Origin of the sequence: Nonomuraea pusilla (assembly GCF_900109355.1) — a bacterium.
GTDB classification, from domain to species: domain Bacteria; phylum Actinomycetota; class Actinomycetes; order Streptosporangiales; family Streptosporangiaceae; genus Nonomuraea; species Nonomuraea pusilla.
Genome location: NZ_FOBF01000007.1, coordinates 131,112 through 153,635, shown reverse-complemented (window position 1 = coordinate 153,635; position 22,524 = coordinate 131,112). Strand labels below are relative to the sequence as shown.

The following is a 22,524-nucleotide window of genomic DNA, read 5'->3' as shown; positions in this document are numbered from 1 at the left end:
CGACGAGGAGCGCCCGCGCGATGATCGAGACGCTGAGCTACGCCGACGCCCTGAGGGTGCTCGGCTGCAAGGACGCCCGGCTGACCAAGGTCGTCAGGTTCGCCTCGGCGGCCGAGCGCACCGGGTGGGCCCTGGCCGGAGGGGCCGGCCTGGGCACGAGCCTGGCGGACCTGCGCGACGCCGTCGTCCGCTACGGCGGGGAGCTGGCGGGCCGCCTGCCCGAGCTGCGCGACGGCGACAGGTTCACCCGCACCCGGCGGCTGGCCGCCGCCCACGCCGTGGTCGTCGTCTCCGCCTACTTCGAGGCCCTCGGCGAGTCCGCGCTGCCGTTCACGCTGGAACGGCTCGACCACGGCGGCGGCGGGCGCTCGACCGCGGTGCCCGTGGCCGAGCGGTTCGCGGCGCTCGTGTCACGCCTGCTCCTCGAACGCCTGCCGGCGCCCGAGCCGCACCGGACGCACGCCGAGACCCGCGCCGACGTCGAACGCGCCTACCTGCGGATGTCGGAGGCCGTCGCCGGCTACGCGGGCGGCATGGCCGTCTGGGACGAGCTGAGCGTCGAGGAGCAGCTCATGCTGCCCCGGCTGCTGGCCGAGGGGCCGCCCGCCCGCGCCGTCCGCCTCTACGACGAGGGCTACCGCGCGCTCGCCCTGGACAGCCACGAGTTCGGCGTGCGCGACCTGGTCACCGAGGAGCAGCCCCCCGGCACGGGCCTGTCCCGGGTGGCCTGGCTGCTCGCCGAGCTGGCGCCGCCGCGCCTGGGCGACGCACCCGTGGTCCACCGCGTGCGGATGGCCGCGAGCGGGCTCGACCGGCCCCTCCTGGCGGGCGACGAGCCGCCGGGCGACGTCGTCCTTCCCCTGCTCGGCGAGGGGTACGTCCGGCCGCGCTGCAGGGTCGCCGCGCTGGCCCGCGACTCCGCGCCCGCCGACCCCGGCTGGTGGGCCGACCAGCGGCTGCTGCCCGACGTGGAGGCGTTCCTCGCCGGGCACCTGACGTCGCTGCGCGCCACCCAGGAGCCGCTGCTCGTCCTCGGCGAGCCGGGCTCGGGCAAGTCCACGCTGACCGAGGTGCTGGCCGCGCGGCTGGCCAGGTCGGAGTTCCTGCCGGTCAGGGTGGAGCTGAGCCGCGTGCCGCCCGACGCGCCCGTGACGGAGCAGATCGAGAGCTCCCTGCGGGCGGTGCTGGGGGAGGAGCTGCGCTGGCCCGGCCTGGCCGAGGCGGCCGGAGGCGCGCTGCCCGTGCTGCTCATCGACGGGCTCGACGAGCTGCTGCAGGGCTCCCGCACCCGCTACGACTACCTGGAACGAGTCCGGGAGTTCCAGGCCGCCGAGGCGGCGCTCGGCCGTCCGGTGGCGGCCGTCGTCACCAGCCGCACCGTCGTCGCCGACCGGATCAGGTGCCCGGAGGGACTCGTCGCGCTGCAGCTCCAGCCGTTCGACGACGACCAGGTGCGCCAGTGGCTGGACATCTGGGACCAGACCAACCGCGCCCCGCTCGCCAGGCGCGACCTCAAGCCGCTCCCCGCCGACGTGGCGCTCGCGCAGGGCGAGCTCGCCCGCCGGCCGCTGCTGCTCATGCTGCTCGCGCTGTACGACGCCGCGGGGAACGCGCTCCAGCGCGAGCCCGCCCCGATCGGCCGGGCCCGCCTGTACGAGACGCTCATCGGGCACCACACCGACGGCGAGCCGCTGCGCCAGGCCGCGGCGGCGCTCGCGCTGTTCGCGAGGGGTCGCCAGGTCGCCCCCGAGGAGGAGCTGGCACGGGACGTGGCCGCGCTGTGCGGCGAGGGCGGCCCGCCGGGCGGGTTCTTCCTCGTGCGCCGCGGCGGGCTCGGCTTCCTGCACGCCACGTTCGGCGAGTTCCTCGTGGCCTGGCTCACCGTGTACGCGCTGCGCGACCTCGACCGCAGGCACCGCCTCGCGGCGGCGGAGCCGCTGGCGCTGGGCCAGGGCGTCGACGACGACCTGCTGCACGCCGTCACCTCGTTCTCCTGCCTGGCCGAGCGCGGCCCGGCCGTGGGCTTCACCCTGGAACTCCTCGACGACCTGCCGCCCGCCGTGCGCGCCCGCTGCCTGACGCTGCTGACCGGCCTGCTGCGCGAGTCGCTGCACGGGCGGCGCCGCCGCGCCTTCACCGCGTTCGAGCCGGTCCGGCACACCGTCACCCGGCGGCTGGCGGCGTACTCGGCGAACCTCACCCTGCTCGCGCTCGGCGTGGCGGGACGGCCCGTCGCGGTCTCGCGGCTCCTGCCGGGGCTGGAGGAGTGGGCATCGCTCACCCATCTGTGGAAGGGCCACCTCGGGCGGGAGGGCTGGACCGGCCTGGTCGCCGCCCTGTCGGCCCGGCGCGTGGTCGAGGGGGGCGGGGAGGACGTCGTCCTCGGCTCGGGGGAGGGCGACGGCATGGGCGACGTCGTCGCCGTCGCCACCGGACGCGCGCCGCGCCAGCGCCGCCTGCTCGACCTGCTGCTGCGGTCGCTGGCGGAGGGGCGCGACCTGCCGTACCACGAGCGGGTGGCGCTGCTCGGCGAGCTGCTGCGCGCCGGCGCGGCGTCACCGGCGGCGCACCGGGCGCTCGCCGCGCTGTGGACCCGCGAGGGGGCCGACCGGGCCGCGCTGCGCCCGCTGCTGCGCCTCCTGCTGTCCGACCCCGCCGAGCGGGCCGCCACCTGGGAGGACCTGCTGCGGGCCGGGATGCGCGAGGAGGACCTCTGGGAGGCCGATCAGGGCGCCGACTGATCCGCGGGCAGCTCCACGGTGACGGTCAGGCCGCCCTCGTCCCTCGGCCTGGCCACGACCGCGCCGCCGTGCGCGTCGGTGATCACGCGCACGATCGACAGGCCGAGCCCGCTGCCCCGGTCCGACCGCAGCCGGTCGCCGTGCAGCCGGCGGAACGGCTCGAAGATCGTCTCGATCTCGTACGGCGGCACCGGCAGCCCCGTGTTGGCCACGACCAGCTCCACCCAGTCGGCGCGCCGCCGCGTGGTGACCCACACCTCGCCCTCCGGGTGGTTGTGCCTGATCGCGTTCTCCACGAGGTTCTGGACGAGCCGTTCGACCAGCACCGTCTCGCCGCTGGTCGGCGCCGAGTCGAGCAGCCGGTGGATGGTCACCTCGCGCTCGGCCGCCTCCGCCGCGGCCTGGTCGAGCACGTGCTCGGCGACGTCCGTCAGGTCGAACGGGCGCCGGTCGAGCACCGCCTGCTCGCCCTCGGCCAGCGCGAGCAGGCCGTCGATGAGGCGTTCGTGGCGGGCGTTGACCACCAGCAGCGACTCGCCGAGCCGCTTGACGTCCTCGGTCGCGTCGGGGCGCCGCACCGCGACGTCCACGAGCGTCCTGTTGATGGTCAGCGGCGTGCGCAGCTCGTGGGAGGCGTTGGCGACGAAGCGCCGCTGCCCGTCGAACGACCGTGCCAGCCGGCCCAGCATGGTGTCGAAGATGCCGGTCAGCTCCAGCAGCTCGTCCCGCGGGCCGCGGTAGTCCATGCGGGCCGTCAGGTCGTGGCTCTGCGCCACCTCGCGGGCGGTGGCGGTGACCGCGCGGAGCGGGCGCAGCACCCAGGCCGCGGCCCGCCAGCCCACCGGGAACGCCAGGGCGGCGGCGGCCAGCACGACGAGCGCGCCGGTCGTCCTGACCGCGGCGAGCGTGTCGCGCTGGTAGACGGTGCGCACCCGCATCGCGTTGGCCCTGGCGACCTCGTAGTAGTCGTCGTGGCGGGGGAAGTACCGGCCGCCGAGCACGGTGATGGAGTCGGGGGTGAGCAGGTCGGTGCGGTACTCCAGGTTCTGGCGGACGAGGAGGTAGACACCCGCCACGGCGAGCGCGCCGAGCAGCAGCGACACCCCCGAGCAGGCCAGGGCGAAACGCAGGCGCAGGCTCATGGGATGCGGTACCCCGATCCCGGCACCGTCTCGATGATCTGCGGCTCGCCGAGCTTCTTGCGCAGCTTCATCATCGTGGTGCGCACGGTGTTGGTGAACGGGTCGATGTGCTCGTCCCACACCTTCTCCAGCAGTTCCTCGGCCGAGACCACGGCGCCTCGCGCGCGCAGCAGCTCGGCGAGCACGCCGAACTCCTTGCGGGCCAGCGGCACGTACCGGCCGTCGCGGAAGACCTGCCGGTGCCGCCAGTCCAGCCGCACGCCGGCCCGCTCCAGCATCGGCGGGTCGGCGGGGCGGGAGCGGCGGCCGAGCGCGTGCACCCTGGCCACCAGCTCCTCGAACGCGAACGGCTTGGTCAGGTAGTCGTCGGCGCCCAGCGACAGGCCCTCGACGCGGGAGCGCACGTCGCCCGCGGCGGTCAGCATGAGCACGCGCACCATCCCGCCGCGCCCGACGACCTCCCTGCACACCTCGTCCCCGTGCACGACCGGCAGGTCCCTGTCGAGGATCAGCACGTCGTAGTCGTGCACCGCCAGCCGCTCCAGCGCCGCGTCGCCGTCGTAGGCGACGTCCACGGCCAGGGCCTCCCCGCGCAGCCCCTCGGCGATCGAGTCGGCGAGCATGCGCTCGTCCTCGGCGACCAGAACACGCACTCCTGCCCCCAGGAAAAGATCGTAAATGGCGCCAGTGTCGGCCATGCCGCATAACGCGGGCATAACCGAAATGGGTGACGTTCAGGGTATCGGTCACCCGCCGGATCGCCGCGAACCGTCCGCCGGACCCCCGCCGCCGGCCGGACGGCCCGCAGAGCTGTCCTTCAGGAGGCTGACGTCCGCGCGAAATGCACCGTAGTATCCGGTCATCACGAGCGTTGGGGGCGCCAGGGTGCCAGGGCAGAACGTGGGTGTGGTAGTCGATCCGGGAGTGCCGCCGGAGATCGCAGGGATGCTGCGCGCCAACGCCCCGCTGCTGTCCAGGATCAGGGCCGGCTGGTCGCCGCCGCCCTCCACGCGTCCCGGCAGGCGCAGGAGCCCGTCCAGCGTCGCGCTGCTCGCCGCCACGCCCGTCGTCATCGCGCTCATGGCGGTGCTGGCCGGCACCACCCTCGCCCCGGCCGGGTTCGTGATCCTCGGCTCGTTCGTGTTCGTGGTGCTCGTCAAGGTGGCGTCCATGAGCGAGGCGCCCGAGGAGGAGCGCCCGCAGCTCAGGCGGCTCTATGAGCAGGCCCGCTGGTACGACGGCCGCTACCTGCTGCCCGAGGACTTCGACGAGGAGGCCGCCCAGGTGCTCGCCAGGGCGCAGCGGGCGATCGGCGGCGTGCTGCGCTCCCACGTCAACGCGGAAGGGCTGCTCGACGACGCGCGCAACGCCATGATGCTGCCCGCCCAGGAATGGGAGATCGCCCGCCTGCTGGCCAAGCTGTCGGCCCTGCGCGCCGAGCACAGGCAGCTCCTCGCCTCCGGCGTCGCCCCCGAGGTGGCCGCCGTCCTCGAACCGCTCGAACGCGCGCTCGCCGGCAGCGAGGCCGCCGTCGTCGCCCGCGTCGAGGCGCTCGAACGCTACGCCGGGCACGTCGCCGAGGCCGAGCGCGCCTACCACGCGCGCGGCCAGATCGAGGAGCTGCGCGCCCGGCTGCCCCGCTACGAGGAACTGCTGGCCGAGTCGGGCGCGGACTCGCTGTCGGTGCCCGAGCTCGACCGGCTGGCCGAGGACGCCGACCGGCTGGAGCAGACCCTACGGCGCAGCGTCCACTCCGCCCACGAGGCGTTCCGCCACCTGGAGGGCTGACGCGGAAAGCCCGTCCCGGCAGGGAGTTTCGCCCCGTGCGACGCCGATTCCGCATAGGATCCGGATTTGTGGCGGACGTGGTGGTGGATCCGGAGATACCGCCCGACGACGCCGCGCTGCTCAGGGATGGCCGCGACGTCCTGCTGAGGATGCGGCAGGGCTGGGCGCCCGAGGAGCGGCGCGGAAGGAACGTCGCCGGCACCGCTGTCGTCGCGGGGATCATGGCGTCGTTCGGCCTGCTGGTGGGGGTCGGCCCGTTCGGCAGGGGCGCCGGCCTGCTGATGCTCGCGCTCATCGGCTTCCCCGTCCTGGTGCTGCTGTTCGTCCGCGACGACCCCCATGACGACGACCCGGGCGAGCGTGAGACGTACGAGCTGCTGCGCTGGTACGAGGGCCGCTACGTGCTCGCGGACGACCTCGACGAGTCCTCGCGCAGGCTGCTCGGGCGAGCCCGCAACGCCATCGCCGCCGTCACCCGCTCCCAGGTCAACGCCGAAGGGCTGCTCGACGACGTGCGCAACGCCGTGATGCTGCCGGCCCAGGAGTGGGAGATCGCCCGCCTGCTGGCCAAGCTGTCGGCCCTGCGCGCCCAGCACCGCGAGACCGTCACCGGCGGCATGACCCCCGAGGTCGCGGCGGTCGCCGCGCCGCTCGGGCGGGCGCTCGACACCAGCGAGGAGGCTGTGCTCGCCCGCGTCGAGGCGCTCGAACGGTACGCCGCCAACGTCGCCGAGGCCGACCGGGCCTACCGGGCGCACCACCAGATCGAGGAGCTGCGCGGCCGGATCCACCAGTACGAGGAGCTGGTGGCCGAGTCGGGCGCGGACGCGTTCGCCGTGCCGGAGCTTTCGCGCCTGGCCGAGGACGCCGACCGGCTGGAGCAGGCGCTCAGGCGGAGCATCGGCTCCGCCCGCGACGCCTTCCGCCACCTCGACCCGCCACCCGGCCCCGACCCGCGCTCCCGCCCGAACCCCTCCACGAACCCCCGCCCGAACCGGTAACCGAACCCTCGCCCGAATCCCGGCATGCACCCCGGCGCGAACCTTGAGCCGAACCGCCGCACGGGTCCCGGCATGCACCCCGGCCCGAGCTTTGGGCCCAACCGCCGCCCGGGTCAGGGAGCCCGGCCGCTGAGCCCTGCTGCTGTGTCCGGCTGCTGTGTCCGGCCGCTGAGCGCCGCCCAGCGGCCGCGGGTGCCTGGCCTACCGGCCGTACGGGCCCGGCTGCCCGAACTGCCCGGCCTCGCCCGGTCCGCCCGGGTGGGGGAACTGCCCCGGCTGCCCGAACGGGCCGGGGTGGGTGTGCGGCTGCGAGCTCTGGCCGGGATGGGCGGGTGGCTGCGGGGGCGGGCCCGGCCGGGGGGACGGCTGAACCGCCGGGCCCGGCTGCGCGTGGCCCGGGTACGAAGGCGGTTGCGCGTGCCCGCCAGGGTGCGCCTGTGGCTGCGCGTGCTGGTCCGGGTGCGCGGGCGGCTGCGGGTGCTCCGCGGAGTGCGCCGGTGGCCGCGGGTGCCCGGACGGGCCGGGCGGGCCGAACTGGGCGGTCTCCAGCAGCAGGTCCGCCAGGACGTCCGCCGCGTCGATCCGGCCCAGCCTCGCCGCCGCCTGCGCCATCGACAGCCGCAGCCCCGGGTCGGCCAGCAGCGGCATCAGCTCCCCGAGCAACTGCTCCGACGTCGGGTGCGGTTCGAGCAGCGCCCGCGCCGCCCCCGCCGCCACCAGGTACGAGGCGTTCTTGCGCTGCTCGTCGCCGCCCGTCGGGATCAGCGGGATCAGCACCGCGGGCTTGCCGATGGCCGTCAGCTCCGACACCGTGCCCGCGCCGCTGCGCGCGATCACCACGTCGGCCGCGGCGTACAGGTCGGGCAGCTCGCTCCCCACGTACGGCACCGGGTGGTAGCGGTCGGCCAGCTCCGGCGGCAGCGACACGGCCCGCATCTGGTCGATCCAGGCCGGGCCGCACTGGTGCACCACCTGAGCGTGACCGAGCAGCCGCGGCAGGATCTCCGCCACCAGCGTGTTGATCTGCTTGCTGCCCTGCGCCCCGCCCGTCACGTAGATCAGCGGCACCTCGAACGTCAGCCCGAACAGGTCGTAGGCCGCCGCCCTGTCGCCGTGCAGCAGCTCGGGCCTGATCGGGTTGCCCGTCACCACCGCCTTCGCGCGCGCCGACGCCGGCAGGTACTCGAGGGACGACTCGTGCGACAGCGCGATGCGGGTCGCCAGCCGCGCCAGGATCCGGTTGGCCAGCCCCACCACGGTCGTCTGCTCGTGCATCACCAGCGGGCGGCGGATCAGCTTGGCCGCCACGCCGATGGGCACCGCCACGTACCCTCCGGTCGAGAGCACGACGTCCGGCAGGTAGCGGGCCGCGTGCCCGATGGCCTGGAACACCCCGACGGGGATGCGGAACACGTCGGCGATGTTGGTGCCGAGCTCCTTCAGGTTCGGACGGCGCCGCAGCTTGCCCGTGGTGATCGCCTTGAAGGGGATGCCGTGCTCGGCCGTGATCCGCGCCTCCAGGCCGTTGGCCGTGCCCACCCACAGCACGTCGTGCGGCACCTGACGGCGCTGGACGGCCGACAGGGTGGTCAGGGCCGGATAGGTGTGACCGCCGGTGCCGCCGCCGGTGATCAGCAGTCGCAGGGTTCGTGACATGCGATCAGGGTATGGCCGCGCAGCGGAAACCGGTGTGCCCGGTGGCCGAGTCGGGGGTGTTCGCGGTGCGTGCCGCCACCCGGTACCGGTTGCAGTAGGAATCGTGGCACATGTACGACCCGCCCCTGATCACCTTCGCCGTACCGTCCGCCGGACCTGCCGGGTTCTCCGCGTACGGCTCCCACCGCGTGCCCCACCAGTCGGCCGTCCACTCCCAGACGTTGCCCACGACGTTGTACAACCCGTACCCGTTGGGCTGGAACGACTTCACCGGCATCGTCCCCCTGCCCGGCGCCGTCGGGAAGGGGCCCTGCCAGATGTTGCAGCGCGGACGGCCCTTCGGCGCGAGCTCGTCGCCCCACGGGTAGCGGGCCCGCTCCAGCCCGCCGCGCGCCGCCGTCTCCCACTCGGCCTCGGTCGGCAGGCGCTTGCCCGCCCAGGCGGCGTACGCGGCGGCGTCGTTCCACGAGACGTGCACCACCGGGTGGTTCTGCCTGCCGCCCACCGACGAGCCGGGACCCTCGGGCGCGCGCCAGGACGCCCCCTCCACGCCCGCCCACCACGCGCCTCGGGCACGGTCGCGTCCATGATCCCGCCGGTGGCGAACGGGCGGAACACGAACGACCAGCCGATCCGCTCGGACTCCGTGACGTAGCCCGTCTCCTTCACGAAGGTGGCGAACTGCGCGTTGGTCACGCAGGCGGGGTCGATGAGGAACGGGTCGAGCCGCACCCGCCGCACCGGGCCCTCGCCGTCCTCGGGGTGTCCGTCGGGGTCGTCGCCGCCCATGAGGAACGTCCCGCCGGGCACCCGCACCATGCCGCGCGGCGGACCGCCTCGCCGCCCCGCCGGCCGCACACCCTCCGCACGGGCGGGCGCGTCCGCGGTCAGCGCGGCCTCTCCGCTCAGCGCGGCCTCTCCGCTCAGCGCGGCCTCTCCGCTCAGCGCGGCCTCCCCGCTCAGCGGGGCCTGTACGGGCGGCGGCGCCTTCTCGGCCGGCTCGACGGTCGCATTCCTGGCCGGACCGCAGCACGCGCTCACACAACCCCCAAACGTGTCACGACACCACGGAAGGGTAGTGCCTCAGCATGCCCACGATCACCCGCCTGCCCCGCCTCACCCCCAAGGAGACCCTCGCACTGGCACTCAAGCTCGTGGTGCCGACCCTCGCCCAGGGCGTCGTCCTGCGCCGGCCGCTGATCGTCCGCCTGACCGCCCTCCTGGACGCCGACACCCGCGCCGTCCGCCTGCTCGACCGGCTGCGCGCCGAGCACGGCGACGGGCCGCTGCTCGTGCGCGTGCCCTTCCGCGGCTGGGCCGTCCTGCCCCTCGCGCCGCGCGACGTGCGGCGCGTCCTCGACGACCGGACGCTCACCCCCGCCACCAGGGAGAAACGCGGCGCGCTCGGCCACTTCCAGCCGGAGGGCGTGCTCATCACGGCCGACACGGACCTGCGCGACCGGCGCCGCGCGCTCAACGACCGCGTCCTGCACACCGACTTCGCGCCCTTCACCCGGGTCGTCGAGGAGGAGGCGGCCACCCTGCCGAGGCACGGCGTGCTCACCTGGCGGGAGTGGCACGCCGCGCACGGGCGGGCCGTGCGCCGCATCGTCCTCGGCGACGGCGCCCGCGACGACGTCACCCTCATGCGGCAGCTCGGCCGGCTGCGCCGCGACGCCAACTGGTCCTACCTGCGCGGGCGGCGCACCGACGTGCGCGCCGCCTTCCGGCGCAGGCTCTCCGCGCACCTCACCCGCGCCGAGCCCGGCAGCCTGGCCGCCGCGCTCGCCCAGACCTCCTCCGAGGCGGACGTGTGCCCCGAAGGGCAGGTCCCGCACTGGCTGTTCGCCTTCGACGCCGCCGGCATCGCCGCCTACCGGGCGCTCGCGCTGCTCGCCGCCCACCCCGGGCCGCGCGACGCCACCCACCTGCGCGCCGCCGTGCTGGAGTCGGTGCGGCTGTGGCCCACCACGCTCGCCATCCTGCGCGAGACCACCGGCCCCACCGAGTGGGACGTCCCCGAGGGCAGCGTCGTCGCCCTCTACAGCCCGTACGTGAACCGCGCGGAGCCCGGCGACTCCTACCGGCCGGAGCTGTGGCTCGACGGCCGCGGGGAGTGGGCGGGCGTGCCGTTCAGCGACGGGTTCGCCCGCTGCGCGGGCGAGGACCTCGTCCTGTCCACCGCCGCGGCGTTCCTCGGCGCGTTCCTGCGCGAGCGTTCTGTACGTCCCTCGGTGCCCATGACCGACCCGCTGCCCGGCACCCTCGACCACTTCAGGCTCCGTTTCGCCGTGAAAGCGGCAGCCCGTTGACGTGCTCCCCGACCTGAGGCCGGGAATTCAGCCCGTGCCGAGTCATGCGGCACCTCTGCGGCTTCCTGCTTCCTCACGCTGTGCCGGGGCAGGCCCCGGTCTTACCCGCGCTCCACAGGCGTTCAGCCTGTCCGCCCGTCCGGCGGCCAGGATATTGATCGCGGCGTTGAGGTCCCGGTCGTGGACCGCCCCACAGGGGCAGGCCCATTCCAGGACATTCAGCGGCATGGACGTCGCCGGTGCCCCGCACGTCGAGCAGAGCTTGGAGGAAGGAAACCACCGGTCGACGCGGTGGAAGGCCCGCCCGTACAGGGCGGCCTTGTATTCCAACATGGCGACGAACTGCGACCAGCCCGCGTCGTGCACGCTCTTGGCCAGCCGGGTGCGCGCCAATCCCTTCACAGCCAGGTCCTCCACGACGACCGCTTGGTTTTCGCGGATCAGCCTCGTGGAGAGCTGGTGGTGGAATTCGCGGCGCGCGTCGGCGACCTTCGCGTGCTGGCGGGCAACCTTCAGACGGGCCTTGGCCCGATTGTTAGACCTCTGCTGCTTGCGGGACAGCGCCCGTTGGAGCTTCTTGAGTCTCCTCTCGGCGCGGCGCAGGAAACGCGGGGCGTCAATCTTCCGGCCGTTCGACAGTACGGCGAAGTGCCGCAGCCCAAGATCGATCCCCGTCTCGGCCTCGACCGCAGGCAGAGGCTGTTCGACGGCTTCGACCACGAACGAGGCGAAGTACCGCCCGGCCGCGTCCTTGACCACCGTCACCGACGACGGTTCCGTGGGCAAGGCGCGCGACCAGCGCACCGGCACGTCTCCGATCTTCGGCAGGCGAAGCTTCCCACTCACTGTGATGGAGAACCGGGCGTTCTTGGTGAAGCGGATCGCCTGCCGGCCGTCCTTCTTCGAGCGGAACCGGGGCGGGGCGGCCTTCACTCCTTTCCGCTCGCCGATGATTGAGTCGAAGAAGTTCCGATACGCCTTGTTCAGGTCGGCCAGCGCCTGCTGCAACACCACGGCGGACACTTCGCTCAACCAGCAGCGTTGCCCGGTCCTTTTCGCCTCGGTAACGACCCGCTTGGACAGCTCAGCATCCGAGATGTACGGCAACCCCTGCTTGTGGGCTTCCTGCCTTGCGCGTAGTCCGTCGTTGAACACCACTCTGGCGCAGCCGAACGCGCGGGCCAGCGCGACCCGCTGACCAGCGGTCGGGTAGAGACGAAAGCTGTACCGGAGTTGCACGCCATGATCCTGCCATTGATCCAGGGCCCGACATGTCAGAACCAGTAAGCGCTGGTTTTCATCCTCCACGCTCACTTGGGCGTTCAAGATCTGCTTTCCCTGTTCCACTGAGCGAGAGAGTCCGCTGCACCTCCGATCTGAAGAACGGGGCGCTCCGGACGAATCCGGTAGCGTCATGCCATGCGACTCGGCGTGCTGGACATCGGCTCGAACACCGTGCACCTCCTCGTGGTCGACGCCCACCGGGGCGCCAGGCCCATCCCCGCCTACTCCCACAAGGAGGAGCTGCGCCTGACCGAGTACCTCGACGACGCCAACAGGCTGGCGCGCGAGGGCATCGACAGGCTCGGCGCGTTCGTCGAGGAGGCCGTGCGCCTGGCCGAGGACAAGGGCGTCGAGGACTTCCTCGCCTTCGCCACGTCCGCGGTGCGCGAGTCCGCGAACGGCGACGAGGTCCTCGCCGAGATCGACGAGCGCTGCGGCGTGCACATCCAGGTGCTGTCGGGACGTGACGAGGCCAGGCTGACGTTCCTCGCGGTGCGCCGCTGGTTCGGCTGGTCGTCCGGGCGGCTGCTCGCCTTCGACATCGGCGGCGGCTCGCTGGAGATCGCGTCAGGTGTCGATGAGGAGCCCGACGTGGCCGTGTCGCTGCCGCTCGGCGCCGGGCGGCTCACCCGCGACTGGTTCACCGCCGACCCGCCGTCGCCGGAGGAGGTGCGCAGGCTCCGCAGGCACGTACGCACCGAGATCGCCCGCACCGTCGGCGACGTCGTGCGCTTCGGCGCGCCCGACCGGGCGGTGGCCACGTCGAAGACGTTCAAGCAGCTCGCCAGGATCTCCGGGGCCGCGCCCTCCAGCGAGGGCCCGTACGTGTCGCGCTCGCTGTCGCGCCGGGCCATGGCCGACTGGGCGGTCAAGCTCACCACCATGGACTCCGGCGCGCGGGCCCAGCTGCCGGGGGTGTCGGAGGCGCGGGCGGCGCAGCTCGCGGCGGGGGCGCTGGTCGCCGACGCCACGATGGACCTGTTCGAGGTGGAGCGGCTGGAGGTCTGCCCGTGGGCGTTGCGCGAGGGCGTCATACTGCGCCGGCTCGACGCTCTCCCCGGGCGGCTGGACCAGATTGGCGGACTTTCCGAGTAAGGATGATTTATCGGCATCAGTCGGCATAAGTGAGTGATCAGCGGGCATCTTTCGGCGAATGGTGGCAGTCCTCAGCGTGATCGCCTGCCTGGTGATCGTCCTCGTCCTCTGCGTCCTGGCCCTGCTCCTCGTCTCGGTGGCCGTCCTCGCCGCCTTCGGCCTCCTGGCCGCCTCCACCGCCGACTGGCGCGCCGTACGAGCCCGCCTGCACCGCCTCCGGACCTCCGCCCGCCGCGACCCGCCGCCCCAGCCGTCCTCCCAGCCGTCGTCCCAGCCGCCGGAGACGCCGGCGACGGACCTGCCGGCCTCCTCGGCCCCGCAGCCGTCCCGAGGGAGGCCTGAGCCGCCGGGCGGGAGGCCCGGCCGTTCGGACGTGACGCCCTCGCCGTCCAGGGGGACGCCCGTGCCGCTCAGGAAGGACGCCGCGCTGCCAGGAAGGGCAGGCCGCCTCTCGCCGAGAGGGGACGGGAGAGGGATCGCCCTGCCCCGGAGGGGAATCGGGCTTCCCGCCAGACCAGCCGCCCTTCATGGGGGCGTTCCCGGTGAGGCCGGTGGTGGCCTGCCGGGGAAGGGGAGCCGGCTGCTGGAGATCGCTGTCCGAGGCTCGCGGCGCGGCCCGGGGTCGTCCGGGCGCGTGCCTGCGGTGGTGCGGCGGTTCCGGCTCGGTGAGGCGCGCCGGGCCCGGCCCGACGGACGTCCCCGCCCGCAGGAGCCGGCCCCGCCCGACCGCCACCCCCAGGGAAACCCCACCTGACCCGGGCCGCCGCTCAGGCGGTGTGTCGGCGTCAGAGCGTCGTCCCGGGAGCCCCACGGCCGATCACGGGGGCCGTTCCGGGGCGCGGCCGCGTCGGGTCGTCGTCCCCGGGGAACTTCCGTCCGGCCCCGGGCCGGCTCGGGTGGCGTGTCGGTGTCACATGGTCATGAGGTTCACTCCGGCTGCCCCTGGGCTGAACTGGAGGCGTTTCTCCAGGCAGACGATCGCCCCGTCGTCGCGTCGGTTGGTGAAGCGGATGTCGTCGGCGAGCGCCCGCATGATCTGCAGCCCGCGCCCGTGGTCGGCCCCGGGGGTGGGGTCGGTCACCTCGTCGGGGTCGAACCCCTGGCCGGTGTCGACGACTCTGATCACACAGAGGTGGTTCTGGACGGACGCGCTGACCGTGTAGTCGTCGCTGGGGACGGCGTGCTTGACGACGTTCGAGCAGGCTTCGGTGAGCATGAGCTCGATGTCGTCGCGGATGTGGGGCACGACTCCGAGCGACCGGAGCGTGCCGTCCAGCATCTGCCTGATCAGCGGGACGCTCGCCGCATCCCTGGGCAGTCGGAGCGCTATCGTGGCCTCCACTGCGTCTCCTCCCGTCTGGATGCGTGACGGTCCCCCTGCCCGCTATCGCCCGTGCCATGCGTGGTTTCGGACGCTCGCGGGCCGGGTTCAGGGCTCCAGGAGCCGGAGGGAGACCTCCATGCAGGCCTTGTCCACCTCGTCCTCGGGGGCGTCCTCCTCCTGCGCCAGCCACTTGCCCGCGTGCAGGGCGAACAGGGCGAGCGAGCGGCTGAGCCGGGTGCCGAGGGGGGTGCCCGGCTCGTTCATCTCCTTGGTGAGCTGCACCATGGTCTGGCGCATCTTGACGAGCTTCGGGTGGTCGCGCAGCGCGGTCTGGTTGCGTTCGAGGAAGCGGGCGATCTCGACGTACCGGGTGTGGGCGAGCGCGGTGGCGTAGCGTTCGACCAGCTCGCGCCGCATCTCGGGGGTCTTGGGCTGGGTCCGGGCCCATTCCAGGAGTTCCTCGATCTCGGCCACGCGGAGATCGACCAGGCTGCCGACGATGTCGTCCTTGGTCTTGAAGTGGTAGTAGAGGGCGGCCTTGGTGACGCCCAGCTCCTCCGCGATCTCTCGCAGCGAGGTCGCCTCGTAACCCTGCTCGTTGAAGAGCTTGAGCGCGATCTCCTGGATCCGGGTCCGAGTGTCTTCCCGCACTTTGCACCTATTTCGACTTGACGGCCGGCAGGTAAGTACCTACCTTATTCTATGCTTGCCGGGCGGCAAGTAAGCAAGATCTCTTCGCAGGATCTCAGGGGGGTACAGGTGGCAGAGCCAGTCGGACGTCGCCGCGAAGTGATGGTCGTCCTGCCAGGGCTGATGTTAGCGATGGTCCTGGCGATGCTCGACAACATGATCGTCGGTACGGCCATGCCGCGCATCGTGAGCGAGCTGGGCGGCCTGAACCACATGTCGTGGGTCACCACAGCTTATGTCCTCGGCACGACCGTCTCGACGCCCATCTGGGGCAAGATCGGCGACCTGTACGGCCGCAAGAACATCTTCATCACCTCGATCGTCATCTTCATGATCGGGTCGGCGCTCTGCGGCATGGCGGGGTCGTCCCTGCTGGGCGGCACCGTCGACGGCATGGGCGAGCTGATCGCGTTCCGCGCGCTCCAGGGCCTCGGCGCGGGCGGCCTCATGGTCAACGTCATGGCCATCATCGGCGACCTCGTCCCGCCCCGCGAGCGCGGCCAGTACCAGGGCATCATGGCCGGCGTCATGTCCCTGGCGATGATCGCGGGCCCGCTCGTCGGCGGCTTCATCACCGACAACCTCGACTGGCGCTGGGCCTTCTACGTGAACCTCCCCGTCGGCGCGGTCGCCCTCGTCCTGCTCGTGCTCAGGCTGCACCTGCCGAAGAGGGAGGCCGGCGAGGTACGCATCGACTGGCTCGGCGCGGCGCTGCTGTCGGTGGCCATCACGGCCATGGTGCTCATCACGACCTGGGGCGGCAGCGAGTACGCCTGGGACTCCTGGCAGATCCTGAGCCTGATCGCCGTCTCCGTCGTCCTCCTCGTGGCGTTCGTCCTCGTCGAGCGGCGCGCGGCCGAGCCGATCATGCCGCTGCAGCTCTTCCGCAACCGCAACTTCTCGCTGATCTCGGCCGTCGGCTTCCTGCTCGGCTTCGCCATGTTCGGCGCGATCACCTTCCTGCCGCTGTTCCAGCAGATGGTCCAGGGCGCCTCGGCCACCAACTCCGGCCTGCTCCTGCTGCCGATGATGGCCTCGTCCATGGTGGTCTCGCTCTTCGTCGGCAAGGCCATCACCTCCACCGGCAAGTACAAGGTGTACCCGGTGATCGGCGGGGTCGGCATGGCGGTCGGCATGTGGCTGCTGTCGACCATGGACGTCCACACCGCCTCGTGGCTGACCGGCGTCTACATCGCCGTCCTCGGCCTCGGCATGGGCTTCCTCATGCAGACGACCATGCTCATCGCCCAGAACAGCGTGGAGCAGAAGGACCTCGGCGTCTCCAGCAGCGCCGCGACCTTCTTCCGCTCGATCGGCGGCTCGTTCGGCGTGTCGCTGTTCGGCGCGATCTTCAACAACGGGTTCAAGTCGGAGCTGACCACCCGCCTCGGCCCGGAGGCCGCGGACAAGCTGGCCGCGGGCGGCGGCAGGATGGACGCCTCGGCGCTCACCCATCTCGACCCGCGGGTGCACACCGGGCTGCTGGAGTCGCTGGCGACGGCGCTGTCCGGCGTCTTCTGGTGGGCCGTCGTCTTCGCGGTGATCGTGCCGTTGGTGGCGGCGTTCGTCAAGGAGGTCCCGCTGCGCGGCGGGGGCCCGGTCGACCCGGCCAGGGCCGAGGCCGTCACCCCGGCCGCCGGCTGACGTCCCTCCCCGGCGGCGGGCCTCCCGCCGCCGGGAAAGCCGGGAAAGCCGGGAAAGCCGGGAAACCCGGGGAAACCCGAGGGCCGGGGGAGCCGGCGAGGCCGGGGGGCAGGTGAAACGGCGCGCGGGTGGAGCGGTCCAATAAATCGGAGGCGCGCAGGGGGCGTTTTGTGGAGAATCCTCCGCATGAACACCATCAGCCGCCCACGGGTGGACGACGCCGCGACCATTCACGAACTGGTCGCGGCCTATGACACCGAGGTCATCGGTTCCCCCGACATGACGCTCGACGACGTCGCCGACATGCTCGCCGAGCCCGGCGCCGACCTCGACAAGGACGGGTGGCTGGTCCACGACTCCGAGGGCAGGCTCGTCGCGTGGGCCTGGGCCCACCGTGTCGGCCTCAGCGACCTCGTCGACGCCGACGTGATCGTCCGGCCCGGCGTGGAGGGCCTGGCCGACGAGCTGTGGACCCTCGTCCTCGACCGCGCCCGCGAGCTGGCCGCCGAGGCCGGCCACGACGCCGCCACCGTGGACGTCGGCGTCTACCGCGGCGACGCCGCCAAGGAGGCGCACGCCAAGGAGCACGGGTTCGAGCCCGGCACCAGCTACCACCGCATGCGCATCGACCACGACGGCCCCGTCGAGCCGCCCGCGCCGCCGCCCGGCCTCACGCTGAGCACCGGCGAGACGGAGGAGGTGCGGCGCAAGGCCCACCAGGTCCACCAGGCGGGCTTCGCCGAGCACTACGGCTTCGTCAAGGTCGACTACGACCACTGGTACGAGCGCCGCCAGTCCCAGAGCTCCACCGACTGGAGCCAGCTCGTCCTCGCCGAGCTCGACGGCCGCCCCGCCGCGGTGCTCATCGGCAACAACCAGTTCGTGCCCGACGAGGACTGCGGCTACGTCGCCACCCTCGCCGTGCTGCCGGAGTTCCGTGGCCGCGGCCTCGGCCGCTTCCTGCTGCGGAACGCCTTCGCCGCCGACGCGGCGCGCGGGCGCAAGGGCACGATCCTCATGGTCGACTCCAACAACACCACGCCCGCCCTCGGCCTGTACGAGTCCGCGGGCATGCGCAGGGTCCTGGCGATCGACGTCTGGCGGCGCAGGCCCTGACCGCCCGGCGGGTCAGACGCGGTGGGCGGCCAGGTGCTCCAGCACCGACTGGTTGGCCTCCCACCCGTCGGGGAACTTGACGGGCACGCCGAGTTGCACCGGCTCCGCCGACGGGTGGGCGTCGAGCAGCTCGGCGATGCCCGCCCTGGCCACGACGACGCAGGCGTGCCGGTGCCGGGAGGCGAGCACGCACAGGCGCCCCGACTCCAGGTGGAAGGCCGTCGCGTCCCTGCGGCCCGACAGCGGGTGCAGCACGATCGTCACGTCGTACTCGCGGCCCTGCAGCCGGTTGGCGGTGTCCACGGTGATCTCCGGGGGCAGCCCGGCGTTCCTGATGGCGGCCACCTGGTCGCGGTGCGCCGCGCCGACGGCGATGCGGTCGGCCGAGACGGGCCGCTCGCCCTGCTCCGAGTACGCGACCGCGCCGCGCTGGAGCAGCCGCGCGGCGAGCAGCGCGACGGCCTGCACGGCCTCGCCGTCGGTGCGGACGGTGTGCCGGTTCGGCAGCTCCAGCAGCGCCCAGCCGGACCGCGCCGCCTCCTCCAGCGCCCGGTCGTGCACCGTCCCCATGCCCTGGGTGGCGAGCTCCAGCCGCCGGTCGTCCGGCCCGGTGCCGGACCTGAACCCGGTGAACGGGTAGAACGCCCGCGACACCACCGGCGCCGCCGAGGCGGGCAGCCGCCACGACACCGGCAGCCGGTGCACCGGCAGGTCGGGGTTGTGCCGCAGCAGCACCGACACCGCGCTCTGCAACGGGTCCCACGACAGGCCCGACCAGCGGTCGCCGTCGACGATGGAGAACGGGTCGAGCTGCCCGGGGTCGCCCACGAACAGCGCCCGCTCGAACAGCCCGGCGATGCGCAGCAGCTTGTCCGAGCGCATCTGGTACGCCTCGTCCACGATCGCCCACGGCCACACCCGGCCGGAGATCCACGCCCACTTGTCGGCTGTCGCGATGACGATGTCGGGGTCGCCGAGGTCCTGCACCCGCGCGCCGACCGTGACGCCCGGCAGGTCGAGCAGCCGGCGCGGCGGCACGTAGCCGCCCGCCGACAGGCGCCCCACGGTCAGGCGCGGGTGCTTGTCGCAGATCCGCGTCACCAGGTCGTCGACCTGCTCGTTCGTCTGGGCGACGATCATGAGCGGCTCGCCGGTGGCGGCGATGTGCGCCGCGGCCCGCACGACCAGCGTGGACTTGCCCGCGCCCGGCGGCGAGTCGACCACCACGCCGCGGTGCCGCGGCAGGTCGGCCAGGACGTCCGCGATGACCTGTTCGGGGCTGCGCGTGTCGGCGTCCTGCTGGACGGTCACGACCACTCCTCCTGGGCGTCGTCGTCGTTCGGCACGTACTCCTGCGGCGGGCCGCCGTGCGTCCACGGCGTGGACTCCGACTCCGGCAGGGCCGGCGAGCCCTGGAAGTCGTCGGTCAGCGACGTGTAGCAGACCCGCTCGCCCACCTCGGGCACCGCTCCCGGCGCCGGCGTCCGGCCCCGGCCCATGCCCTTCGTGATCTTCACGGTGACCAGGCCGCCCGCCGCCGACACCAGCTCCGCGCCCTGGCCGCGGCGCTGCGGGGTGCCGAGCGCGGTGCCCGCGGGCAGGCGTACCGGGTCGTCGGTCTTGACGACCACGAGCGGGCGGAGCTTGCGCGAGCGGCCCTCGCCCTCCGTGTGCCCGGGGTCGGTCTCCACCACCTCGCCGGCGAACGCCTCGCCGGTCAGCCGGAACTCCGCCATGACCAGCGGGTCGTCGTAGGCGCGCTGCACGTCGTAGGCCGCCTGGGCGCGTTCCATGCGGGCCAGCCGGGCGGCGGCGGCCACGGCGCCGTCGCGCCTGGGCTGCGGCGGGCCGCCCTCGGCGATCGCCGCCGCCATGCCGCTGAACGAGGCGCGGTCCTGCTCCCACCGCTGGGCGACGCTCGCCCCCTCGGGCAGGCCGGCCAGCAGGTCGATCGCCCGCCACATCAGCCGCCAGGTGGGTTCGAGCTGGGTGCGCAGCGCCTCGGTGACGCGTTCGGGCGAGCCGCTGTCGATGGCGGGCGCGAGCACCTCGGCGTCGAACCCCGGATCGGTCGCCGGGCCCGCGGGCGGCCAGATGAGGGGGTCCTCGGCGTCGTCGGTGGGGCCGTCGGTGATCCAGTGCAGCAGCGCAGCCAGGTTCGCGTCCTCCAGCCCGCTCTGCCCGGTGGCCCAGTGCCTGCCCAGCTCCTCGGTGGCGGCCGGCATCAGAGACGAGCCCGGGTAGGAGGCGCGCTCGCCCAGGTACGTCAGCCACCGGCCGAGCAGCGGCACCTCCTCCGGCACCGGGTAGGGGCCGTCGGTCCTGCGGAACCGGGTGGAGCGGCCGAGCAGCCTGGTGAAGGCCACCGCCCCCAGGTTCGGCACGACGAGCTGCGGAGCGTCGAGCGCCCGCTCGTACGGGTCGGCGTTCCTGCGCTCCACCGTCTCGGTGTCGGCGAGGAAACTCTCCACGTACGGCAGCAGCACGCCCGCCAGCTCGGCCGCCCAGGCGAACCGCTGGTCGCGGTTGCGCGGCTGGGTCACCACCAGCAGCCGCGGACGGTCCCTGTCGGTGCCGAGCATCGCGGCGAGCGGCGCGGCGGCCTCGCCCGACAGCTTCAGCGGGATGAACACCATCGGCCGCCGCGACAGGTGGCAGTGCCTGACGGTCGCGATCGGCTGCGCGACACCCTCGTGCAGAGCGCGCAGCCGGGCCAGCGAGGTGAGCAGGCTCACGTACGGCGCTCCCCGGGGTCGGCCGCGGCGCCCGTGACGGCTCGGGGGGACCGGCGGCGGTCGGCGGTCATGCCAGGCACTCCTTGCGCAGGCGCTCGGCGTTGCGCAGCAGCCGGGCGATCTCCTCCTGGCCCTCGGCCGGGTGGCGGGTGCCGTCGGCCAGGCCGAGCGCCTCCTCCACCGAGGCGACGCCGCCCAGTTCGTCGCGCACCTGGCGGCCCAACAGGTCGGAGGCGCCCTCCTGGCGGGCCTCGTCACGGCAGAAGAAGCACAGGTCGCAGGCCGACAGGCAGTCGGGCGCGTAACGGGCGTCGGTGCGGCGCAGCGCGTCGGCCAGCTCCGCCGGCGGGCGCGTGGGCAGCCCGTCCTCGCCCGGCGCCAGGTCGAACGTCAGGTCCTCCGGCAGGTCGTCGAGCAGCCGGTCGAGCGCGGTCATCCTGGTGAGCTGGCGGCGCAGCACCGCGAGCTGCCTGCGGACGTCCACCAGCGTCGCGACCGGCCGGTTGGCGAAGTTCTCCGGGCAGACCAGCACCACGTCGTGCGAGACCTTGAGCGGGTCGTGGCCCAGCTCCTCCAGCAGCGCGCGCAGCGCCAGCACGTACACGGCCGCCTGCCTGGCCGCCGCGGCCACCGCCGACGGGTCGGCCTGCCCGTCGATCACCGCGAACGACTTGATCTCCACGATGTGGAAGCGGCCGCCGAGCTGGAACGCCACGACGTCCGGCTCCAGGTACGCGGTGCTGCCGGCGATCTCCAGGCTGAGCAGCGGGTGGTCGTACAGGGTGCCGGCGCCGGGGGCGCCGGCCGCGGCGCGGTCGATCAGCGCCCTGGTGTGCGCGTGCCGCAGGTGCGCGCCGACGTTCTCCACGTCGTGGTAGGCCACCTCGGCGATCGGCAGGCCGAGCACCTCGCGCAGCATGCGCAGCAGCTCGGCGCAGCCGTCGGCCTTCACCAGCGACTCGAACGCGTTCCCCCGGGTGATGGCGAACGGCGACTGGCCGAACGGCGCGGGGAAGCCCAGGTGCCGGGCGGCGGCGTCCTTGTCGATGCCGGCGCCGTCGAGCAGCGCCCTGCGGGCGCAGCCCGGGTTGGCGGCGAGGGCCGCGATGGCGCGGGCGTCGTGGGGGCTCTGCGGCGTCGTGCCGCGCAGCGCCGCGAGGCGCTCGCCCGGCCCGCTCGTGGACCGCTTCAAGCCGCTCACCTGGCTTCCTCCTTGACGATCGTGCTCAGCGTAGCGGCGCCGAACAGCCTGGCCACGTCACCGAGCTGGGATGTCGCGCGTTGTGCCAGCTCGGCGCGGTCCCGCGTGTCGCGCTCGGCGTGGACGGCCAGCTCGGCGCGGGCGGCGGCGGCGACCCGCTCGGGGTCGGGCGGGGCGACGTCGCCGTCGGCGCCGCCGGGGATGTTCCTCGCCAGGCCGGCCAGCAGCCGGGTCGCCCGCTCGTCGGGGGCCGCGGCGCCCGCCGCGGCTGTGGCTGCGGCTGTGGCGATGGCGATGGCGCAGGTCAGGAAGTCGACGCGCGGGCTCAGCGGGCCGATGACGCGGCGTTCGAGCGGCCAGGCGCTGAGCGTCAGCAGGCCGCGCGCGGGGGAGAGGCGGTCGGTCAGCGCCGCGCACAGGTAGTAGGGCCGCCCGTACGGCGACGAGCGGAAGGAGCGCGCCTCGTCGCGGCGCAGGCTGGTGAGCTGGGCACTGCGGATGGTGCCGCCGAAGAACGCGCCGCTCACCGCCACGATCAGCCGCGGCTGGGCGGGGGCGCTGAGCAGGTGCAGCGCCTGGTGGACCTGCTCGCGCACGGTGACCAGCCGGGGCGCGGGCGGCTCGGGCGGGCCGGCGGGGACGGTGCTCACGAGGGCGTCCCAGGCGCGCTCGGCGTGGCGCAGCTCGGCGCGCAGGACGCGGGCGGTGCCGGTGTCCCTGGCGCGCATGGCCCTGCGGACGGCCGAGCGCAACTCGTCGATGCGCCGCTCCAGGTCGTCCAGCCGGTCACTCATG

Annotated in this window: 18 protein-coding genes and 1 pseudogene; 8 read left to right on the top strand and 11 right to left on the bottom strand. The window is 73.6% G+C overall.

All coding sequences use genetic code 11. The annotated features are described in order from the left end of the window. Positions 1 to 20: 20 nt before the first annotated feature. A complete protein-coding gene (locus BMX74_RS17065; RefSeq protein WP_091101366.1) occupies positions 21 to 2,741 on the top strand; it encodes an NACHT domain-containing protein in 2,721 nt (906 codons plus the stop codon). On the opposite strand, the gene BMX74_RS17060 is transcribed toward BMX74_RS17065, so the two are convergent. Continuing rightward, positions 2,726 to 3,883: a sensor histidine kinase gene (locus tag BMX74_RS17060; protein WP_091101363.1), complete on the bottom strand. Its 1,158-nt coding sequence runs from the start codon at positions 3,881 to 3,883 to the stop codon at positions 2,726 to 2,728. The genes BMX74_RS17065 and BMX74_RS17060 overlap by 16 nt on opposite strands. Beyond that, positions 3,880 to 4,536, bottom strand: a complete 657-nt coding sequence (locus tag BMX74_RS17055) for a response regulator transcription factor (protein WP_091101362.1) — start codon at positions 4,534 to 4,536, stop codon at positions 3,880 to 3,882. Before BMX74_RS17055 ends, BMX74_RS17060 begins: the two co-directional genes overlap by 4 nt. A gap of 247 nt (positions 4,537 to 4,783) precedes the next feature. Between BMX74_RS17055 and BMX74_RS17050 the strand changes: the two genes are divergently transcribed. Then, positions 4,784 to 5,671: a hypothetical protein gene (locus BMX74_RS17050; protein ID WP_256256992.1), complete on the top strand. Its 888-nt coding sequence runs from the start codon at positions 4,784 to 4,786 to the stop codon at positions 5,669 to 5,671. A 68-nt stretch (positions 5,672 to 5,739) separates the two neighbouring features. After that, complete coding sequence (locus BMX74_RS17045; protein ID WP_177227375.1) at positions 5,740 to 6,672, top strand: hypothetical protein; 933 nt, start codon at positions 5,740 to 5,742, stop codon at positions 6,670 to 6,672. A gap of 201 nt (positions 6,673 to 6,873) precedes the next feature. On the opposite strand, the gene BMX74_RS17040 is transcribed toward BMX74_RS17045, so the two are convergent. Then, the gene (locus BMX74_RS17040; protein ID WP_337959851.1) at positions 6,874 to 8,328 is read right to left on the bottom strand and encodes a UDP-N-acetylglucosamine--N-acetylmuramyl-(pentapeptide) pyrophosphoryl-undecaprenol N-acetylglucosamine transferase; all 1,455 of its coding nucleotides are present in this window, start codon (positions 8,326 to 8,328) and stop codon (positions 6,874 to 6,876) included. Between the two features lie 4 nt (positions 8,329 to 8,332). Further along, positions 8,333 to 9,117, bottom strand: a pseudogene (locus BMX74_RS17035) (formylglycine-generating enzyme family protein). 299 nt (positions 9,118 to 9,416) lie between these two features. Here BMX74_RS17035 and BMX74_RS17030 point away from each other — a divergent pair. Beyond that, entirely contained in the window at positions 9,417 to 10,640 is a 1,224-nt protein-coding gene (locus BMX74_RS17030) for a cytochrome P450 family protein (RefSeq protein ID WP_091101360.1), read from the top strand. Between the two features lie 42 nt (positions 10,641 to 10,682). On the opposite strand, the gene BMX74_RS17025 is transcribed toward BMX74_RS17030, so the two are convergent. Then, positions 10,683 to 11,879, bottom strand: coding sequence for an RNA-guided endonuclease InsQ/TnpB family protein (locus BMX74_RS17025; RefSeq protein WP_055502536.1), 1,197 nt, complete (start codon positions 11,877 to 11,879; stop codon positions 10,683 to 10,685). Positions 11,880 to 12,059: 180 nt separating this feature from the next. Here BMX74_RS17025 and BMX74_RS17020 point away from each other — a divergent pair, with 180 nt between their 5' ends. Further along, the gene (locus tag BMX74_RS17020; protein WP_055502535.1) at positions 12,060 to 13,019 is read left to right on the top strand and encodes a Ppx/GppA family phosphatase; all 960 of its coding nucleotides are present in this window, start codon (positions 12,060 to 12,062) and stop codon (positions 13,017 to 13,019) included. A 58-nt stretch (positions 13,020 to 13,077) separates the two neighbouring features. Then, entirely contained in the window at positions 13,078 to 13,773 is a 696-nt protein-coding gene (locus BMX74_RS43040; protein WP_143078681.1) for a hypothetical protein, read from the top strand. 156 nt (positions 13,774 to 13,929) lie between these two features. On the opposite strand, the gene BMX74_RS17015 is transcribed toward BMX74_RS43040, so the two are convergent. Beyond that, entirely contained in the window at positions 13,930 to 14,361 is a 432-nt protein-coding gene (locus BMX74_RS17015; RefSeq protein ID WP_055502533.1) for an ATP-binding protein, read from the bottom strand. A gap of 87 nt (positions 14,362 to 14,448) precedes the next feature. Then, positions 14,449 to 14,994: a TetR/AcrR family transcriptional regulator gene (locus BMX74_RS17010; protein ID WP_091101358.1), complete on the bottom strand. Its 546-nt coding sequence runs from the start codon at positions 14,992 to 14,994 to the stop codon at positions 14,449 to 14,451. 108 nt (positions 14,995 to 15,102) lie between these two features. Between BMX74_RS17010 and BMX74_RS17005 the strand changes: the two genes are divergently transcribed. Both BMX74_RS17005 and BMX74_RS17000 read left to right on the top strand, forming a co-directional pair. After that, the gene (locus BMX74_RS17005) at positions 15,103 to 16,677 is read left to right on the top strand and encodes an MDR family MFS transporter (RefSeq protein ID WP_055502531.1); all 1,575 of its coding nucleotides are present in this window, start codon (positions 15,103 to 15,105) and stop codon (positions 16,675 to 16,677) included. A gap of 186 nt (positions 16,678 to 16,863) precedes the next feature. Next, positions 16,864 to 17,793, top strand: coding sequence for a GNAT family N-acetyltransferase (locus tag BMX74_RS17000; protein WP_055502530.1), 930 nt, complete (start codon positions 16,864 to 16,866; stop codon positions 17,791 to 17,793). Positions 17,794 to 17,805: 12 nt separating this feature from the next. Here the strand turns inward: BMX74_RS17000 and BMX74_RS16995 are convergent, their stop codons facing one another. The 4 genes from BMX74_RS16995 to BMX74_RS46300 all read right to left on the bottom strand — a co-directional run bounded on the left by BMX74_RS16995 (position 17,806) and on the right by BMX74_RS46300 (position 22,523). After that, positions 17,806 to 19,104, bottom strand: coding sequence for an AAA family ATPase (locus tag BMX74_RS16995; protein ID WP_256256991.1), 1,299 nt, complete (start codon positions 19,102 to 19,104; stop codon positions 17,806 to 17,808). Then, positions 19,101 to 20,528, bottom strand: coding sequence for a hypothetical protein (locus BMX74_RS16990; RefSeq protein ID WP_055502528.1), 1,428 nt, complete (start codon positions 20,526 to 20,528; stop codon positions 19,101 to 19,103). The genes BMX74_RS16995 and BMX74_RS16990 overlap by 4 nt, the downstream gene beginning before the upstream one ends. 67 nt (positions 20,529 to 20,595) lie before the next feature. Further along, complete coding sequence (locus BMX74_RS16985; RefSeq protein ID WP_256256990.1) at positions 20,596 to 21,729, bottom strand: hypothetical protein; 1,134 nt, start codon at positions 21,727 to 21,729, stop codon at positions 20,596 to 20,598. Then, positions 21,726 to 22,523 carry a hypothetical protein gene (locus BMX74_RS46300; RefSeq protein ID WP_091101354.1) on the bottom strand — a complete coding sequence of 266 codons (798 nt, stop codon included), beginning with the start codon at positions 22,521 to 22,523 and terminating at the stop codon, positions 21,726 to 21,728. The genes BMX74_RS16985 and BMX74_RS46300 overlap by 4 nt, the downstream gene beginning before the upstream one ends. Position 22,524 lies beyond the last annotated feature (1 nt).

What these genes read in the sequence shown, in the direction of transcription:
- BMX74_RS17020 (WP_055502535.1), top strand. Translation starts at nt 12,060, where the DNA reads ATGCGACTCGGCGTGCTGGACATCGGCTCGAACACCGTGCACCTCCTC.
- BMX74_RS17065 (WP_091101366.1), top strand. Translation starts at nt 21, where the DNA reads ATGATCGAGACGCTGAGCTACGCCGACGCCCTGAGGGTGCTCGGCTGC.
- BMX74_RS17060 (WP_091101363.1), bottom strand. Translation starts at nt 3,883, where the DNA reads ATGAGCCTGCGCCTGCGTTTCGCCCTGGCCTGCTCGGGGGTGTCGCTG.
- BMX74_RS46300 (WP_091101354.1), bottom strand. Translation starts at nt 22,523, where the DNA reads ATGAGTGACCGGCTGGACGACCTGGAGCGGCGCATCGACGAGTTGCGC.
- BMX74_RS17040 (WP_337959851.1), bottom strand. Translation starts at nt 8,328, where the DNA reads ATGTCACGAACCCTGCGACTGCTGATCACCGGCGGCGGCACCGGCGGT.
- BMX74_RS43040 (WP_143078681.1), top strand. Translation starts at nt 13,078, where the DNA reads ATGGTGGCAGTCCTCAGCGTGATCGCCTGCCTGGTGATCGTCCTCGTC.
- BMX74_RS17000 (WP_055502530.1), top strand. Translation starts at nt 16,864, where the DNA reads ATGAACACCATCAGCCGCCCACGGGTGGACGACGCCGCGACCATTCAC.
- BMX74_RS17030 (WP_091101360.1), top strand. Translation starts at nt 9,417, where the DNA reads ATGCCCACGATCACCCGCCTGCCCCGCCTCACCCCCAAGGAGACCCTC.